Below are 18,271 nucleotides of genomic sequence, written 5' to 3'. Positions count from 1 at the left end.
TATGCCCATAATACCGAATATGTTGTACAAAAGCACCAACTTTATATAACCAAAGTCCTAATAACCATGAAGCCACTCCTATTGATAAACCTCTCAGTGGCACATGCTCATCTAGAACCCCCTTAAATCTAGTTGTTAGCGCTTTTCTAATAGCATTTATTCCAAAAAGTGAACACATTCCATATTTTGGAATAAATAATACGCCTATCCTAAACTATTTTAATTGAAAATCAACCACTTGTGTTTGATAAATGCATTGGCACAAGAATGGTTATTTTATAAACAACCTAATATTCTATGAAAAATTTATTTCCAATTCTCATGAAAAACCTTATGGTATTGTCTATTTGTGGCGCTTTTGTTTTACTAGCTGCCTGTAGCAAAAAAGACGCCAGCAGCGTTGTTAACCCAGCAATAACTACAGTAAACAAAGTAGCGCCAGATGGATTTAATTATGCCACTAATAAAACAATTTCAGTAAGCATCTCTTTATTAACCAATACAGATGTGCCTTTAAACAATATTCCTGTAAAGGTTTATTTCTACCAAAATGGCAATATTGGTGAAGTTGCCCTAACCGCCATTACTAATGCGCAAGGCGCTATCAACACCAACTTGTCTGTACCAGCTTATATAGATACTCTGATTGTTGATCCATCATCATTGGGTTTATTACATAATGCCAAAGTATTTTTAGTAGGTAACACGCTCAATTGTACACTTGGTGGTACCCAAGGTTCTAAAGGCAATATTGCGGGTACTTTTAGTAAAGAAGGGCATATTTTATTTACCGAAAGTAATTATACTACTATGGGCGTAGGCGGCACTGGTGCGTATTTTAAGTCTATGGGAAATGCAGATGTTAATGGCAGACCTTTATATCTAGAACCTACTGGTGACGTGATATCTTCTGAAATGTTGAGTTATATTAGCTATTCATTACCCGAAGGTAAATCGGTACCTAAATTACATCCTGAGTTTATTGCAAATGGTGCGGCATCAAATATTGATGTTACTAAAACATCGAATGTTTGGGCAACTTTTATCTATGAAGGCGCCGGTTATAGAAATACAGTGGGGTATTATGTTTACGATACAAAAAATCCCCCTGCAAGCGCGAAAGATATTGATACAATTTATACACTTTTGCCAAATGCCAGTATGGTGAATAGTGATGGTAGTTTAAAATCAGGCGATAAAATTTGGCTGGGCACTTTTAATGCAGGAAAAACTATTGGCTTTGTATTATTTGCCGATGCATGGAGAAGTTACCAAACCTTTAATACAGCTGCACCGGCATATTATACCAATTCAAATTTTAATCCAGAACCAACAGATTCATTAAAAAGACATACCGTTTTATTAAGCAATAATGGTAAATATATTATTGGTTTTGAAGACATGAATAGAACTTATGCTAGTTGCGATCACGATTTTAATGATGTTTGCATCTATGCATCTTCCGATCCTGTTGATGCTATTTCAACCCAAGCTGTACAACAATTATTAGTTCCTACAGATTCAGACGGTGATGGCGTATCGGATGCTTACGATGCTTTTCCAAACGATCCAACAAGGGCTTATATTTCTTATTATCCATCACAAAATACTTGGGGCACGTTAGCTTTTGAAGATTTATGGCCAGTAACAGGCGATTACGATTTAAATGACTTAGTGGTAAGTTATCGGTACAAGTTTATAGCCAATTCACAGAATAATGTGGTAGAATTTTATGCAGATTATGCGCCACTCGCAGCAGGTGCGGTTTATTATAATGGCTTTGGTATTCAATTTCCTTTTAAACCTAGCGATGTAAAAATTGTAACAGGGCAAAGCGCAAAAAATACGTATATCAATTTAAATAGTAACGGAACAGAAGCAGGACAGACTAAAGCGGTAGTTGTACCTTTTGATGATTACTCTAACTTAATTAGTAACCCGGGCAAAGCCTCAATATTAAATACAGACATGACAAAATCGAAAATTAATGGCGATACATCACACATTTACTTACAGTTTAATACGCCTATTTCTCAATTATCACTAGGTTCTGCACCATTTAATCCTTTTGTTATCAGCAATAAACGTAGAACATATGAAGTGCATTTACCTGGTCAATTACCGACCGATCTTGCTGATAAAAGCTTGTTAGGTACTTTACAAGATGCCTCTAATGCTTCTACCAACAAATATTATCTTACAAAAGATAATCATCCTTGGGCTTTAAGTTTTACAGTACCATTTACCTACCCTATAGAAGGCGTAGATATCTCAAAAGCGTATTTACATTTCTTAGATTGGGCTAATTCGGGTGGCACACTTTATACCGATTGGTATAGCAACACAAGTTCAGGCTATAGAAATTCAGCCAACTTGTACACGAAATAATTTTTTTCATGGATATATGGTTATAGTTTAGGCAGATAGAAGCCGTCTCTTTTCTAAGGGACGGCGCTATCATTTTAGGGAGGTACCTACAATTTGAAGCCATTTCTTGAAGATAAGAAGTATTACTTAAATATATCGGTTTCAAGAAACTGGTTACTTTTACAACTTATGCCAAATGATTACTTTCAGTTTAAGCAATTTACTATTTATCAGCAACACTGTGCCATGAAAGTAACCACAGATGGTTGCTTATTTGGTGCTTGGGCTGCTGCCAATATTCAAGAAAATGCATTAAAAGTGCAACGAATATTGGATATCGGTACTGGCACAGGTTTATTAAGCATCATGTTAGCACAGCAATCTGAGGCTTTTATAGATGCTGTAGAAATTGATTCAGCTGCGGCAGAACAAGCCAAAACCAATTTTCATTCGGCTCCGTGGCAGCTGCGTTTAAAAGTATACGAAACGCCCATCCAAAACTATATTAATGGCCCTTATGACTTTATTATTTCCAATCCACCTTTTTTTGATAAAGATTTAAAAAGCGCCGATGCTAAACGTAACTTGGCTCTGCATAGTTCGGCTTTAAGTTTAGAGGTGTTATTGGCTAATATTACCAGATTATTAGCTGCAAATGGCGAGTTTGCCATACTTCTGCCCTACCATCGCCTTACTTTTTTTGAAGATTTAGCTACCGCAAATGGCTATTATTTATACAAAAAAACATTGGTGCAACAAACGCCCAAGCATCCTTACTTTAGAGGCATGTTGCAATTTGGCTGCGCAAAAAAAGAAGCGATTATAGATAGCATAGTTATAAAAGAAGATAGCAGCTACACAGCAGCATTTAAAGACTTATTAAAGGATTATTATTTAAAGTTGTAACGAAATGTAGAGCAAAAGGGTAAGCGTGTCTTTGTTACTTCTTTGCTTTATGATCATTTTATTCTAAATAAAACTGCAAGGTGTATTATACATTAATAATCAACACTGGAATTTCCAACTGATGTCTTACAGATTCGATGGTTTCGCCAAACAGATAATCTTTAATACCACTATGTCTATGAGCACCCATCACTAGCAAATCTGCATCTGCGGCTTTTACCAAGCGTATAATTTCAGATACTCGGTTTTTAAAGCCCAGTTCTACAGTAACTGTATAGCCTAATTTGGTCAGTTGTTCAGCATAAGATTGTAAGCGGGCACGGTCTTTTCGGGTTTCAGTATCATCGCTTGATGTGCCTAAATAACTAGCACTAACGCTTTCTACAATATGCAATAAAGTATAGTTGGCATATTGCTTACCTTGACTAATGGCATGGGCAATCAAACGTTCATCGTTATTGGTAAAATCAAGTGCAATAGCAATGTGTTGCGTTTGTGGAATAAATAAATTTTCAAGCGGTAAGGGCTCTCTATGTAAAGCAATGTTTTTCTTGTGTCTTCTCCGCTGCACTATTGGCAAAAATGTCATCATTAAAAATAACCATATAAAAAGTAACACTGCACATACAATAATTATTTTCCAAACAATATTAACTTCTACATCAAAAAAATCTAAGATTTCATCAGCAATCAATTTTACATTCAAAGACACGAGAATTACGGCTACTAGCCAAGCCAAAACTTTGGTATACGTTTTTATGGCAAATTCGCCCATCGCTTGTTTGTCGCTCACAAAATGAATCAATGGGATAATGGCAAATCCAAGCTGTACACTCAGTACCACTTGGCTAAACACTAGTAAAGCGTCTACTTTTTCATCACCATACAAAAGAATCACAACAGCCGCAGGCAGGATGGCAATTAAACGCGTTAATAAACGCCTTAGCAGAGGATTAATCCGTAAACTTAAATACCCCTCCATTACTATTTGACCAGCCATTGTACCAGTAACTGTACTGCTTTGGCCAGCAGCTATCAAAGCGATAGCGAAAAGTAACGGCGCAAGCTTTGTGCCAAGCATCGGCTGCAATAATTTGTGCGCGTCTTCAATTTTAGCGACTTCTCTATGACCTGTTGCAAAAAATGCAGTAGCAGCTAACACTAGAATCGCTGCATTTACAAAAAATGCTGCATTTAAAGCAATTGTGCTATCAATTAAATTGAATTTTAGGGCTTTTTTTATGCCGGCAGTATCAGTACTAATTTTTCGTGTTTGTACCAAAGCTGAATGCAGGTACAAATTATGCGGCATTACCGTAGCGCCAATAATACCAACGGCTATGTATAGCGCTTGCTGATTTAAACTTGTGGGTATAAAACCTTTTGCAACATCAACGAGATTGGGCTTTGCAAAAATGATTTCTATTAAAAAAGATAAACCAATAATGGCCACCAATGCAATAATGAACGCTTCTAGTTTCCTAATACCAAGCTTTTGCAACCAAAGGAGTAAAAACGTGTCTAAAACAGTAAATGCAACGCCTCCTATAAGCGGTAATCTTGTTAATAGATTAATGCCAATCGCCATGCCCAAGACTTCGGCTAAATCGCAAGCTGCAATGGCTAGTTCTGCTAAAATATAAAGACAAAAATTGACCAATGGTGGATACACTTCTCTATTGGCTTGGGCCAAATCCTTACGCCTAACAATTCCTAATCTTGCGCTTAAACTCTGTAGTAATAAAGCCATCAAATTACTCATCAGCAATACCCAAATAAGTTTGTAGCCAAATTGTGCACCGCCTTGCAGATCGGTAGCCCAATTTCCAGGATCCATATAACCAACACTTACCAAATAAGCTGGGCCGAAATAAGCAAGCATACGCTTGAAACCTTTACGGTTTTTGGTGGTATCTACAGATGAATGCGCTTCACCTAATGAATTGTCACTATATAAATGGGTATCACTCATTGGAAATCTTTTTTACAAAAAGGGCTTGCGCCAATTGCTGACTAATGGTAAAAGCAGCTTGCTGTTGTAATTTTATTTCTACAGAATTATCAAACAAGAACTTCTTTTTTATGATAATTTTAGTACCAATAGCAATTTTTTTGTGCTTTAATAATTCAAGTAATTCAGTTGATTGACTACCTACAGCCGTTACTTGGGCAAATTCATTAAGCGGTAAATCGGTAAGATTGATTTGCGGTTGAAATACCATTTTACCATTGACATCCGGTATTGGGTCGCCATGCGGATCAAACTTGGGATATTCTAAAAAAGCATCTAATTTTTCCACTAATTTAACGCTAGAAATATGCTCTAATTCTTCCGCCACCTCGTGTACTTCATCCCAGCCAAATTGCAGCTTTTCTACTAAAAAATATTCCCATAAACGATGCTTACGCACTATGTTTAATGCAATTTTTCTGCCTTGTGCGCTAAGTGTAAAACCTTGGTATTTCTCATAATTTACAATGTTTTTTGCATTTAATTTTTTAAGCATATCTGTAACTGAAGCAGCTTTTGTACGTAACATATCAGCTACTTCATTGGTTGTTACATTGCCATCTGTTTGTTGCAAATGGTAGATAGCTTTAATGTAGTTTTCTTCTGTTGAAGATAAATTGGCGATCACGAAATAAAATTTTAGGCGAATCTAAAATAATTATCAATACCAATCTAAATATAATTATACAGCACTTAATGCGTTGTTAATACAGCGGATGCGTCAAAATCCTACTTTTACGCAAATTTTGGCCTTTATGAGACAATGGATAATGCTTTTGGTTGTGGTAACCATCTTGAGCTGTAAGGAAAAAAAAGTAAATTTATCTGGTGATACCCCGGTAAAACCCAATGAATTTGTAAAAGCGTTTCCAATACTTCCATTACCATTTTCTGTTGCTGATACAAATCTTTCTAAAATTGGCGATAGTACGATTATTAGTGCTGCTGTTCTACAACAGTTTGTGCCCGATTCTGCCATTAGTATTTTGGTCAATACTGATAGAAAATACATCGTTCACCCAGTTGGTAGAATTGAAAAAAATACAGAGAATTATTTGCTTGCCACGCTTGTTCAAAATAAGAAAACATTGGTCGTAGCTTTTGTGTTTAATAAGAAAAACAAGTTTCTTGCTGCAAAAGCTGTTTTTGAAAACTACAATAGTGATGGCTATTTACACGCATTATCAATAAATAAAGAGCCTACATTTTTGATTAGTAAAGAAAAAGTAACTACAGATACCAAACAATTGCTATTTTCAAGAGTAGGTTGGGCTTATGGATCTGATAATATGTTTATGGTAGTAATAAATGACACCAATGAAGACACAAAAAAGTCTAATGCCGTGATCAACCCGATAGACACGTTGCCAAATAATAACAAATTAAGTGGTGATTATGTGCAAGACAAAAAGAACTATATTTCCGTAAGAGATGGCAAATATCCTAACACTTATATTTTCTTCATTCATTTTGAGAAAAAAGAAGGCACTTGCATAGGCGAATTAAAAGGCGAATTTAAAATGAAAAATGCTACTACAGCGGTATACAACCAAGGTGGTGACCCTTGTGTAATAAACTTTAGTTTTGAAGGTAACAATATCACATTAAAAGAAAAAGGCAGCTGCGGTAACAGACGTGGCATGCAATGTTTTTTCGACGACACATTTACCAAAAAGAAAGAAACCAAATCCACTAGGAAAAAGAAATAATTTCTTATAATGCATTAGGATTTCTCATACTTCGTGTTACATGTTTGTAAGATTGATGATAGAAATCAAAATCTTTACCTATTTGAAGGTTTGAAAGTCTTATAATAGCTTTCAACTGAAATGTATAATAATAATCTTGAATTTTTCCAGTTCCGCGGCCCACTGCAGCAATATCACTTAAACTGTAACCAAGTTCATCACCCCTAAAAGAAAGTTGCATGGCTTCGATTTGACCCTTTGCTAAAAATTCAGCTGGGTCTACGAAGGGTTTAGCATGTACATCATCAATATAATCTGTATTTAACTTTCGGTAAGAAACTTCCATTCCGAGCGAAAGGTTGTCGTTTACCTGTATCCTAAATCCACCACCAATTTGAAAATTTAATTGTAAAAGACTGTATTTTCTGTAATCATAAGCGCTATTTCCTAGCAGTTGTCCTTCGGTACCAACATCTCTCAGGCTTACTTTATTGCCATGCCTATCAATAGTGGTTGGCTTAAAATGAAAAATACCTGGCCCTCCAAAAAAATAGGGCGTAAATCTTGTTTCACGTTGCAGAAAGAGATTAATGACATCGAACTCGCCAAGTATCGCTAATTCCCAAATATTTGATTTAAAATTTAGATTTCTAATTTTATCATAAGTCGATTTATTCAATTTGTCATCCCCTTTTATGCCCATAAATGAAAGGTCAGACCTTAACCTAATAAACGGTGTAATATCATAGGTGGCACCAACCGTGAATGCAGCGCGGGGTTCTACTAAAAAAGCCTCGCTTTTTTGTAAATCACCTACATAAGCACTTGCACCAACAGCTGTATGTACTTTTAGCCTTTGTGAAAATGTTGCGAAACTTATTAATAAGTTTACTAAAATAATTATAATGAATACTGTTTTTTTCATATCGAAAGCCCTTCAAATGGTTGAAATTTCAATGAACAGACAAAATAGTTCGATAAACAACTTTGCCCAACTGATATATACTTAAATGATAGTTACTTTTTCAGGATATTTTAAGGTATATTGTTTTAACATGCCTTTCAAAATCTCATTCTCGGGATATTGTGTTAGCTGTGCTTTTAGTGCATTTTTCGAATGTAGCCCATTTTTTTCTGCCACTTTACCCATTCCGTAAAATATGCCATTTTCTACCAGTATACAACTAGATGCTTCCTGTATGAAATACGTTTCCTTCTCCTTTTCTATTTTTTTAACAAGATTGGTAACAATTTCGTTGTGTGTATTGACAGGTGGCAAACTATCTATTGTTTTTGCTCTTTTATCTAAAAAACATAATGCGGGGTGAATATTATGTTGTTTTGACCACGACCATAACGTATTATGCGCTTGGAGGACTAAATTGAATGACATTAATGGTTTAAGAATTTTCTTTTTCTTATCAATGCCTAAGCGCAAGTAACCTTTACTATCTTCAAATATAAAAATACCATATTGGTGCTCGAAGTGTTTTTGACTTTTATTGTAAATGGGCCAAATACGTTTAATTTCTATGGACTCAAATAAGGCCGCCAAAAACTCCGTATCCATTTCTTTGTAAGACACATCGTAAATATCTCTTAAAAATGCCTGTTTTTGTTTGGATGGTTTATTGTTGGCAAAATGTGATATTACACGCTTTTTTATATTTTTTGCTTTTCCCACATAAATAACCTTGCCCAACTTGTTCTTAAAATAATAAACACCCGAACATATTGGTAAATTATCAACTGTTTGACTACTTAGGTTTGGCGGGAGGTACTGATTGGCGTTTTTTTTTACCATTTTCTTCAACTCGCCGCTTGTATCATGTTGTATCAGCAATTGAAATAAATGTGCTGTTGCAATCGCGTCGCCTGCAGCCCTATGTCTATCATTCAATTCAATGTTCAGTTCTCTGCACACTGTACCAAGGCCATATTTGGGCAAATCAGGGAAAATTTTTCTCGCGAGTCTGATCGTACACAATTTGTGGGTGGTAAGGTTATAGCCAGCTTGTGCCAATTGATGTTTCACAAAACTGTAATCAAAATTGACATTGTGTGCTACAAAAATTCTATCTTTTAATAAGTTATAAATATTTTCAGCCAAATCCTCAAATTTTGGTGCAGTAGCCACCATCGCATCGGTAATACCAGTTAGCCCTTGAACGTAACGCTGTATAGGCATACAGGGATTTACAAGTGATGTAAACTTGCCCTCAATTTCTTTACCGTTATGAAGTACAATAGCTATCTCGGTAATATTATTTGCATTTGCATGCCCTCCAGTTGTTTCAATATCTACTACTGCAAACATATTTTAGTTATTAAAATAAATAATGCTTAAAAATCACTACAACAATACAATTTTTTAGCATCATTATACGTTTATAAAATACTCTATCTCATATCATGAAGAACCATTGAAAATAATTGTTTTTTAACCCCACAATTAAAAATCTTTGGTTATGCGAAAAAAACAAATCATTATTCCGTCGTCATCCTTTGACAAAGGAATAAAGAATTTTGTGATTATTACAATGATGTACATTGTAATTGCAGTTTTGTCTTACTTAAGGTTTAAGGCATAACTACTTTTGGTGGCAAATTATACAATTTGTTCCGTAAAAAAATCTCTTCAAAAACTGAAGAGATTTTTTATTTGAATCAAATAATTACGTACATTTATAGTGGCAATAGTTACTAAGCGGTTTTAATAACAGCATGGATTTGGTGAAAACATCCTTCCCCTGAAAAACTACTCACAATTTTTTTCACCTAACTTATTCTGCCATGGAACAAACACATTTACATCAACCATCAGAAGACAAGTTTGCATCAGTAGCCATTGTAACAATTGTTTGCTTTATTGTAGCAGCCATTGTTACATTTATTGTTATTCAAAGCAAGTAGGCGCAACTTGTTGTTTTACAACAATCGCTTCAACCTAACGCATGTGGTGGTTGAAGCGATTATTAGTGTATTATTTTAAAATCGCCCTACTAATAACAATGCGTTGTACCTCACTTGTACCTTCATAGATTTGGGTAATCTTCGCATCGCGCATCATCCGTTCTACGTGGTATTCTTTTACAAAACCATACCCACCATGTATTTGTACAGCCTCTGTGGTTACCGCCATGGCAGTTTCGCTTGCAAATACTTTAGCCATCGAACTGCTAACATCGTAGTTGCGTCCATTGTCTTTATCACAAGCGGCTTTTAAGCATAATAATCTCGCAGCTTCAATTTGCGTAGCCATATCTGCTAGTTTAAATTGTATGGCTTGGTGTTGTGCAATTTCTTTACCAAATGCTTTTCGTTGTTTTGAATATTTTAATGCGGTTTCATAAGCACCGCTTGCAATACCAAGCGCTTGTGATGCAATGCCAATGCGACCGCCCGCAAGCGTTTTCATGGCGAATTTAAACCCAAAACCATCCTCGCCTACCCTGTTTTTTTTGGGTACTTTTACGTCGTTAAACATAATGGTGTGCGTATCGCTACCTCTAATGCCTAGTTTATTTTCTTTTGGACCAACCGTTACCCCTGGCCAATGTTTTTCTACGATTAAAGTATTAATGCCATGCGGACCTTTTGCTCTATCTGTTTGTGCCATTACCAAATACACGGATGCTGAAGAACCATTGGTAATCCAGTTTTTGGTACCATTCAGCAAATAATAATCGCCCATATCTTCAGCAGTTGTTTGTTGGCTTGTAGCATCGCTACCAGCTTCTGGTTCGCTTAACAAAAAAGCACCGATATATAATTCGCCATCTTTTTTACCTTGTGCAAGTGGCACTAAATATTGTTGTTTTTGCGCCTCAGAACCAAAAGCTTCTAAACCATAGCAAACCAAACTATTGTTAACGCTCATACAAACACTTGTACTTGCATCTACTTTACTTATTTCTTCCATAGCCAATACATAACTAACGGTATCTAAACCGCTACCACCATATTCTGGCTTTACCATCATACCCATAAATCCTAGGTCGGCAAGTTTAACTATTTGATCTTTAGGAAATTTTTGTAGTTCGTCGCGTTCTATCACGCCGGGTAAACATTCTGTTATTGCAAAGTCTTTTGCAGCTTTTTGAATCATTAATTGTTCTTCGGTAAATTCGAAATTCATGTTGGCAATATTTTAAAACAAACTTAAACTAACAAATGTTAGTTTTTACATTTTTCAATAATTTTATTTTGAACTAAATGTTAATTGATTTCAAAGCAAGTAGTTGCATAAGAAATACGTGTTAATATAAAAAGCGTTTATTTCCAAAAAACAATAATAGTTATATGGGAATAAGTGATTATTTGCTTTATTTTGTGAAACATTTTAATAGTTTCAAAGCATTGCGAGTCTAAAAATAATCAGGTAAAATTATATGCGTTAAAATTTTGGTATTTTGTTTAATCTTTTAAAATGTAGGAAGGTAAGCTATTGAATTGAAAAAGCAGAGGTGATAAATTTAAAAAATATATTTTTCCATGGGGCATCTTAATGACGATATTATTGTTCGATTGAAAACGATTTCTGGCAATAGTATCGTTGCTTGGTCTATCACTCACACATTGAATAATAATGAAATGAATGCTGAACTAATTAAAATGCTAGTATCCCAAATTAAAGACCAAATACATGATAATCCTGAATTAATGCAGGAAATTCTTTCTCCTGAGGACTTTCATTTTTTTAGTAATATTTATTACTAACCATTTCCCAATAATTTCGTTTTTTATTACTCGCTATTTCTAAAGTATTCTACAGCATGATTTTTGACGAACGTGAACAGGTTTTGTGGGCTGACGCTTGGTCTAATACATCTTTTAAAATAAAATTTTTTGGTGGGCTTTCTTTAGTAGCGGTTACACTTAGTTTATATCCTCTTTTTTTTGATTATATTGAGCAGAGAAATGGTAAAGTACTGAATGATTTTTTTTTACAAAAATTACCTGCCAAAAACGTTTCTACGCCTGTATTTACCATTATTTGGAGTATGGGCGCGCTCACGCTTTACCAAGTAATCAGCAACCCTAGAATAGCTATTAATACGATTTGGTGTTTTCTGCTTATTGCATTGACGAGAGTGGTATCTATCAGCTTGTGGCACTTAGATCCACCGACAGAATTAATTCCATTAATAGACCCGTTAAGCAATACTTTTTATGGTGGAAAATTTATAACCAAAGATTTATTTTACTCAGGCCACACAGCAACACAATTTTTAATGTTTTTGTGTTTAGAGAAAAGAATTGATAAAATTTTAGCACTAATTTCTACAGTGATGATAGGAATATTGGTATTGATACAGCACGTTCACTATACATTAGATGTGTTAACAGCACCTTTATTTGCCTATTTATGTTTTAAAGCATCGCAATGGCTACTGAAGCAATTTTAAAAGGCTTCACCTAACTGAAAATATAAGCCACTATTGCCTTTGGAGCCAAATCCATAGTCAACCCTAATATTTAAGCGCTCAGTTTTATTAACAGCAAAACGTAAGCCTGTACCATAAGAATACTTGCAATCAAACGGTGAAAAATCGGATAAACGATTACCAACATCGCCAACGGCTCCAAAAGCAACTGAACTCAATCGTTTATAAACAGGAAAACGTAATTCAGACTGTAGGGTTATCAATTGCTTATCTCTAAATCTCCCTTCATAATAGCCACGCATTCTATTACTACCGCCAAGCGATGCCAAACTACGAAGTGGAATTGCATCGCCATAATTGCCAGAATAATAGGCTTGCAGTGCAAGTACTTTTTGCTTTAAAGAAATATATTTTCTAATGTCTAATACCACATTAGAATAAATATAATCTGAGCCTAAATAAGTATCAAAATGATTAAAATATACTTGGGCAAATAACCCTTTTTGTGGCGAAAAAGCATTGGAACGATTATCGTAAGTAAGGCTACCGCCAATGCCCGCTATAAAATAAGGATGTCGACCCGAAACATTATCCAAATCGAATATACCACCCTTCGTATAGTCGATAGCCATCAGGTTTTGTATTTCTAGTAAGCTACCTATAAAAAAATGGTGCCCAATGTTTTTTAATGCCTGTAAATTAATATAATACTGCTGAAACTTATATGACTCTTCGTTGCTAGCCAAAGCATATTTTCCAAGTCCCCAAAATTTGTCTGGAAATGAACTGAAGCTCATTGTTTCATTAAAAATATAGCTTTCATTTTTGGTGTATTGCGCGCCTGCTATAGCGGCTACAAATTGCTGCTTTATAGAATATAAAGCCAAAGCTTGTATGTTAGAAGTTCTGGTGGCGGTATCGTTCTTTGATAAATGAAACGTAGTAGAAGCAGCAACACCAAAACTAAAGCCAGTTTCTATAGACCTTGCAACGACTGGAAATATAACAGTTGATTTTTTCTTAATGTAATTCGTAGTGTCTGTTTGGGCAATAACTAACAATGGTAATAAAAGGATAATGGCAGTTAATCTTCTTTTACAATTTTTCATTCTACTTTCATCGATATATCTTTGCAAATTAAAAGAACTATAATTATTCGTATCTCTAAAAGGTGTTTAATTTTAGTTTGGAGTATTTTTTATTTACACTTAACTTCACAATTTTGTAATAATTATTTAACATTGTGTAGATTAATAGAGAACAGGCATGATAATGAAAAAATGGGATTCTAATTTTTATTTAGGTGATACACTAACCCAAGACCAGTTGCGTTTTTTTGAAAAACATGGGGTTATTGTGTTTCGTAACTTTTTAAGCCAAGAAAAGGTTCAGCTATATATCAGCGAAATAAAGCGATTAGAAACATTGTGGCTAGATGAAGGACGCGATAAAGTAAATGGTATTCCATTAAAATTTGGTAAAGATGAACATGGTAACAAAGCTATTCAACGTTTATGTTTTACCTCTTTACATAGCGAGCCTTTAAGAGAATTGTTACAAGACCCGCGTTTGACTAGTTTATATGAGCTATTATCGCCTTATGAAGGTCGAATTGGTGAAAACGAAAAGGATGGCTTGGTAATTAATAACTATATCAATACGCCTAATAGCACATTTACACAAATGGGTTGGCATACAGATAGCCCGAGAGATTTATTTCTTGGTCAGAAAATAATGCCCATGTTAAATGTGGGTTTACATTTAGATACTTGTTTATTCGAAAACGGTGGCTTAAGAGTTATTCCTGGTACACAGAATCAAAATATCATTAAATTATTATTTGGTAAAAAATATTTTGTAGATAATAGTGATGATAAAAAAGAAGTTGGTTTTGATATTTATTCTGGTGATTTAACCGTTCATGATGGTAGATTATGGCATCGTGTAAAGCAATCGCCTTTAATGGGAGAAGCAAGTCGTAGACGTGTGATGTATGTACCGATTATCACGGGTAAGTACAAACCGAAAGATGAAAAAAGTAAAACACCTTTTTACCATAAATTTACAAGTAAGGTACACCATTAACATACTTAAAACTAGCTATATAGCTAGTTTTTTTATTTCAAAAAAGTACCTAAAAATTTCATTAAAAAACATTCGATAACGTTGGCGTAAATAATTCTATAAATCACTAGCAATTCATTTTTGTCAATTATACTTTCACTTATCTTCGCCAAAATTTTTTAACGATATGAATCTACACGAGTATCAAGCAAAGGAATTATTAAAAAAATACAATGTTCCCGTTCAAGAAGGTATCGCTGTTGAAACAGTAGCTGCCGCAGAAGAAGCTTACCGCCAAATAAAAACACAAACCAACAACAAATTTGCCGTTGTTAAAGCGCAAATTCATGCAGGTGGTCGTGGCAAAGGAAAGGTGATTGAAACTGGTATGAATGGGGTAAAAGTTGGTAAAAGTGTAGAAGATATTTCTAGCTATGCAAATGGTATCTTAGGTGGTACTTTAGTGACCATTCAAACAGGTGAAGCTGGTAAAAAAGTAAACAAAATTTTAGTAGCGCAAGATGTATATTACGAAGGTCCCAACCCTACTAAAGAATTATATTTAAGCATTTTGCTTGACCGTTCAAAAGGTCAAAACGTGATTATGTATAGTACCGAAGGTGGTATGGATATTGAAGAAGTTGCACATCATACACCCGAAAAAATATTTAAAGAATTGGTTCACCCAAGTGGTGGCTTACAGCCATTTCAAGCACGTAAAATTGCTTTCAACTTTGGTTTAACCGGTGAAGCTTTTAAAAACTGCGTAAAATTTGTAACCAATTTATACAATGCATATGTAGGTTTAGATGCGAGCATGATTGAAATCAATCCATTTTTCAAAACGAGCGATGACAAAATGATTGCTGTGGATTGTAAAATGAATTTGGATGACAATGCTTTAATGCGCCATGCGGATATCGCAGCTTTACGTGATGTAACTGAAGAAGATCCAACAGAAGTTGAAGCTGGTCAGTTTAACCTAAACTTCGTAAAACTTGACGGTAACGTAGGTTGTATGGTTAATGGTGCTGGTTTAGCAATGGCTACCATGGATATGATTAAATTAGCTGGTGGTGAGCCTGCAAACTTTTTAGACGTAGGTGGTACTGCCAATGCACAAACCGTAGAAGCTGGTTTTAGAATTATTATGAAAGATCCTAACGTAAAAGCTATCTTAATTAATATTTTTGGTGGTATTGTACGTTGTGATAGAGTTGCTGCTGGTGTTATTGAAGCTTATAATAAATTAGGCAATATTAATATTCCTATTATTGTTCGTTTGCAAGGTACTAATGCGGCCGAAGCTAAAAAATTAATAGACGAAAGCGGCTTAAAAGTACAGTCTGCTATTTTATTAAGTGAAGCTGCAGATCTAGTAAAACTTGCTGTGGCTTAATTACTCGTCATTTTATTATAAAGTATAAAGAGCCGTTAGATGCGTTGTCTAACGGCTCTTTCATTTTAAGGTAAGTTGTACTTATTTTCTTAAGGGGTTTAGTAAATCTTTCAACCCGTTTAAATTAATCTCGTACATGGTTGCTAATAACACACCAATTTTTCCCTTTGGAAATCCTTTTCTAGCAAACCATTCAATATAAAATTCTGGCAAATCGCAAATCAGGGTGTCTTTGTATTTGCCGAAAGGCATTTTAGTATTGACAAGTTGTAAAAGTAATTCGCTATTTGCTTTCGGCAATTCGTTGTTCATAAGAACATTTTAATATGCTTTATAAATAATTAAAGAGTTGATTGTCTCCAACAAATATTAGTATTATAAGCTTTGCAAATATTGTGTTACCTGCTTAATAAACCATCCCACTGCCTTAAAATCACTAAAAAAATAACTAGTAACAATAAGGAAAACTATACCATAGATAGCGCCCCATAAGTGTGCAGAATGATTAATATGGCTAGTCCCTTTTTTTGCTAAATATGCAGACACACCTAAATAAATAGCCCCAAATAGAAAGGCTGGCAATGGTATTGGCAATATAAGTAGTGCCATTTTTTCTGCAGGGTCGATAAAAATATAGGTAAATACGATTGCTGAAACGGCTCCCGAAGCCCCCAAACTGCGATAATAATAATTATCAATATTTTTAGCATAGGTTGGCATTAAACAAGCCACTAGAGATGACAAGTAAAGTAAAATATAATAAGCTTCACCCATATTGCCATAAATGCGGGTGAATGCATCTTCTACCGCACCGCCAAACATCCATAACGAGTACATGTTAAAGGCCAAATGCATAAAATCGGCATGAATAAAACCACAAGTGATAAAGCGATACCACTGCTTTTGGTTGTTAATAGCAGGCGGATAAAAAATCAAGCCATCCAAAACTGCTTCTTTTTGGAAGGCAGCAAAAGAAATAAGACAAGTAATAATAATAATGATAAGGGTAACGTTCAGCATGCGGTAAAATTAAGTGTAATTTGTGTGTTTAAATTGACCTAAATGATTCAAAATAAATAGACTTCCATAAAATTGAAGGTAAGCAGTAACAATATTTTGACCAATGTTTATACATGGTGATACTTCTCGTTACGCAGAATACTGCAAGCACGGTATACTTGTTCGGCTAATATTAAACGCACTAGCATATGTGGAAACACCAATTTAGATAATGACCAAGTGAAATTGGCACGTTTGAAAACTGTTTCATCTACACCAAAAGCCCCGCCAATTAAAAATACCAATCGTTTGGCACTTTCATTGGCGCGTTGTTGTATTAAATTGGCTAATTCTGGCGAAGCAATATTTTTTCCACGTTCATCTAATAATACCAAAAAATCATCTTTTTGCAATTGGTTTTGTATAATAACACCTTCTGCTTTTTTTAAATCAATGTCTGATAACACTGCTGCGTTTTTTGGCGGCGCAATAATTCCCCATTCTACAGGAAAGTATTTGGTGATGCGGTTGGTAAAATCTTGAATGCCCGCTTGCACATAGGGCTCGTGAGGTTTGCCAATACTATATAATATAATTTTCATGCTAGGTGAATGGCGAATGCTGAAGTGAAAGATTAGGCAGATTTGCGCAGATTTTCTATATGGTGAAACATTACTTGTAATCAACTAAATTTAATCGAATGCCATAACTCCCTGTTTCGTAGTATTTTGAAGGTGTTACTTGGTAGGTATAGTGTAAAAAGTCTTTATAAATGAGTCCTATACCTTTGGCATATACTTCTACCGAATAGGTTTTATTGTAGTAAAAATTGGGATTAAACGTTGGGCTGCTGCTTTCATCTTGCTGCAATACCGTTACAGTATTATTCATGTTACCTTTTTTGACAGTATAAGCAGCACCAACATTTTGATATTGGTATTGCCAATTATTTAAGAAATAATTGGCAGCATTGGTGGTAGTATTAATATAGCTATTGCCACTCCAAGTAGTGTTTTCCGAAACAGGATTTACCAAGGTAATAAAGCGCAAATTATTATCTACATACTCAATTTTATTACTATCAATCACAGCGTAGTACGTTGCTGCGTATTGGTAAGGCGCACTCGCAAGCGTATCTGTAAGATATCTGAAAATGCGATACGATTGGCGCCCTTGATTATCCAAAAAACTACTCTCCACACTATCTTTTGCTAAGTAATAAAATTGTTGTAAAGACGCACCAAATGTAGTAACCACTGTACTATCAAGTCTATACGTGAATGTTTTACCCACTTGTAAAGGGTACAAATCTTTGGCAGCAATAAGGTTTAATGTTTCTGTTTGCTTGCTACAGCTTAGCAGTTGCATAGCCATAAGCAATAAACATAAATATCTAAAAAGCTTCATCTTACTATTTGAATTTGAAAGATAAGTAGAATGATGATATGGC

At 34.9% G+C, this 18,271-nt stretch carries 17 protein-coding genes; 7 read left to right on the top strand and 10 right to left on the bottom strand.

Annotation, left to right across the window (positions count from 1 at the left end; all coding sequences use genetic code 11):
* Positions 1-297 precede the first annotated feature (297 nt).
* Together ACFOW1_RS13370 and ACFOW1_RS13365 are read left to right on the top strand one after the other, a co-directional pair.
* Entirely contained in the window at positions 298-2,388 is a 2,091-nt protein-coding gene (locus ACFOW1_RS13370; protein WP_379014917.1) for an LruC domain-containing protein, read from the top strand.
* Positions 2,389-2,556: 168 nt separating this feature from the next.
* Positions 2,557-3,273 (top strand): tRNA1(Val) (adenine(37)-N6)-methyltransferase, encoded by a 717-nt coding sequence (locus tag ACFOW1_RS13365; protein ID WP_379014916.1) that lies wholly within the window; start codon positions 2,557-2,559, stop codon positions 3,271-3,273.
* An 85-nt stretch (positions 3,274-3,358) separates the two neighbouring features.
* Here the strand turns inward: ACFOW1_RS13365 and ACFOW1_RS13360 are convergent, their stop codons facing one another.
* Both ACFOW1_RS13360 and ACFOW1_RS13355 read right to left on the bottom strand, forming a co-directional pair.
* Positions 3,359-5,245 carry an Nramp family divalent metal transporter gene (locus ACFOW1_RS13360; protein ID WP_379014914.1) on the bottom strand — a complete coding sequence of 629 codons (1,887 nt, stop codon included), beginning with the start codon at positions 5,243-5,245 and terminating at the stop codon, positions 3,359-3,361.
* On the bottom strand, positions 5,238-5,912 hold the full coding sequence (locus tag ACFOW1_RS13355) for a metal-dependent transcriptional regulator (protein WP_379014913.1): 675 nt from the start codon (positions 5,910-5,912) through the stop codon (positions 5,238-5,240). The genes ACFOW1_RS13360 and ACFOW1_RS13355 overlap by 8 nt, the downstream gene beginning before the upstream one ends.
* 127 nt (positions 5,913-6,039) lie before the next feature.
* Here ACFOW1_RS13355 and ACFOW1_RS13350 point away from each other — a divergent pair, with 127 nt between their 5' ends.
* The gene (locus ACFOW1_RS13350) at positions 6,040-6,993 is read left to right on the top strand and encodes a hypothetical protein (RefSeq protein WP_379014912.1); all 954 of its coding nucleotides are present in this window, start codon (positions 6,040-6,042) and stop codon (positions 6,991-6,993) included.
* A gap of 4 nt (positions 6,994-6,997) precedes the next feature.
* Here the strand turns inward: ACFOW1_RS13350 and ACFOW1_RS13345 are convergent, their stop codons facing one another.
* The 3 genes from ACFOW1_RS13345 to ACFOW1_RS13335 form a co-directional block, all read right to left on the bottom strand.
* Positions 6,998-7,897 carry a DUF6089 family protein gene (locus ACFOW1_RS13345; RefSeq protein WP_379014911.1) on the bottom strand — a complete coding sequence of 300 codons (900 nt, stop codon included), beginning with the start codon at positions 7,895-7,897 and terminating at the stop codon, positions 6,998-7,000.
* An 81-nt stretch (positions 7,898-7,978) separates the two neighbouring features.
* Positions 7,979-9,289 (bottom strand): exonuclease domain-containing protein, encoded by a 1,311-nt coding sequence (locus ACFOW1_RS13340; protein WP_379014910.1) that lies wholly within the window; start codon positions 9,287-9,289, stop codon positions 7,979-7,981.
* 666 nt (positions 9,290-9,955) lie between these two features.
* Positions 9,956-11,110: an acyl-CoA dehydrogenase family protein gene (locus ACFOW1_RS13335; protein WP_379014908.1), complete on the bottom strand. Its 1,155-nt coding sequence runs from the start codon at positions 11,108-11,110 to the stop codon at positions 9,956-9,958.
* A gap of 356 nt (positions 11,111-11,466) precedes the next feature.
* On the opposite strand from ACFOW1_RS13335, the gene ACFOW1_RS13330 reads away from it, so the two are divergent.
* Together ACFOW1_RS13330 and ACFOW1_RS13325 are read left to right on the top strand one after the other, a co-directional pair.
* Positions 11,467-11,691, top strand: coding sequence for a hypothetical protein (locus ACFOW1_RS13330; protein WP_379014906.1), 225 nt, complete (start codon positions 11,467-11,469; stop codon positions 11,689-11,691).
* A 56-nt stretch (positions 11,692-11,747) separates the two neighbouring features.
* A complete protein-coding gene (locus ACFOW1_RS13325) occupies positions 11,748-12,380 on the top strand; it encodes a phosphatase PAP2-related protein (protein ID WP_379014904.1) in 633 nt (210 codons plus the stop codon).
* Here the strand turns inward: ACFOW1_RS13325 and ACFOW1_RS13320 are convergent.
* Positions 12,377-13,468: a BamA/TamA family outer membrane protein gene (locus tag ACFOW1_RS13320; RefSeq protein ID WP_379014903.1), complete on the bottom strand. Its 1,092-nt coding sequence runs from the start codon at positions 13,466-13,468 to the stop codon at positions 12,377-12,379. The two genes, ACFOW1_RS13325 and ACFOW1_RS13320, sit on opposite strands and share 4 nt — an antisense overlap.
* Positions 13,469-13,625: 157 nt before the next feature.
* Between ACFOW1_RS13320 and ACFOW1_RS13315 the strand changes: the two genes are divergently transcribed.
* Positions 13,626-14,444, top strand: coding sequence for a phytanoyl-CoA dioxygenase family protein (locus ACFOW1_RS13315; protein WP_379014901.1), 819 nt, complete (start codon positions 13,626-13,628; stop codon positions 14,442-14,444).
* A 166-nt stretch (positions 14,445-14,610) separates the two neighbouring features.
* Complete coding sequence (sucC, locus tag ACFOW1_RS13310) at positions 14,611-15,822, top strand: ADP-forming succinate--CoA ligase subunit beta (protein WP_379014899.1); 1,212 nt, start codon at positions 14,611-14,613, stop codon at positions 15,820-15,822.
* Between the two features lie 81 nt (positions 15,823-15,903).
* Here the strand turns inward: sucC and ACFOW1_RS13305 are convergent, their stop codons facing one another.
* The 4 genes from ACFOW1_RS13305 to ACFOW1_RS13290 form a co-directional block, all read right to left on the bottom strand.
* Positions 15,904-16,134 (bottom strand): DUF3820 family protein, encoded by a 231-nt coding sequence (locus ACFOW1_RS13305; protein ID WP_379014898.1) that lies wholly within the window; start codon positions 16,132-16,134, stop codon positions 15,904-15,906.
* Between the two features lie 63 nt (positions 16,135-16,197).
* Positions 16,198-16,842 carry a rhomboid family intramembrane serine protease gene (locus tag ACFOW1_RS13300; RefSeq protein WP_379014897.1) on the bottom strand — a complete coding sequence of 215 codons (645 nt, stop codon included), beginning with the start codon at positions 16,840-16,842 and terminating at the stop codon, positions 16,198-16,200.
* Between the two features lie 107 nt (positions 16,843-16,949).
* Complete coding sequence (locus ACFOW1_RS13295; protein WP_379014895.1) at positions 16,950-17,423, bottom strand: 23S rRNA (pseudouridine(1915)-N(3))-methyltransferase RlmH; 474 nt, start codon at positions 17,421-17,423, stop codon at positions 16,950-16,952.
* A gap of 70 nt (positions 17,424-17,493) precedes the next feature.
* Positions 17,494-18,228, bottom strand: a complete 735-nt coding sequence (locus tag ACFOW1_RS13290; protein WP_379014894.1) for a hypothetical protein — start codon at positions 18,226-18,228, stop codon at positions 17,494-17,496.
* Positions 18,229-18,271 lie beyond the last annotated feature (43 nt).

It is taken from the genome of Parasediminibacterium paludis (assembly GCF_042651445.1).
Taxonomy (GTDB): domain Bacteria; phylum Bacteroidota; class Bacteroidia; order Chitinophagales; family Chitinophagaceae; genus Parasediminibacterium; species Parasediminibacterium paludis.
This window is presented reverse-complemented; position numbering and strand designations above follow the sequence as displayed.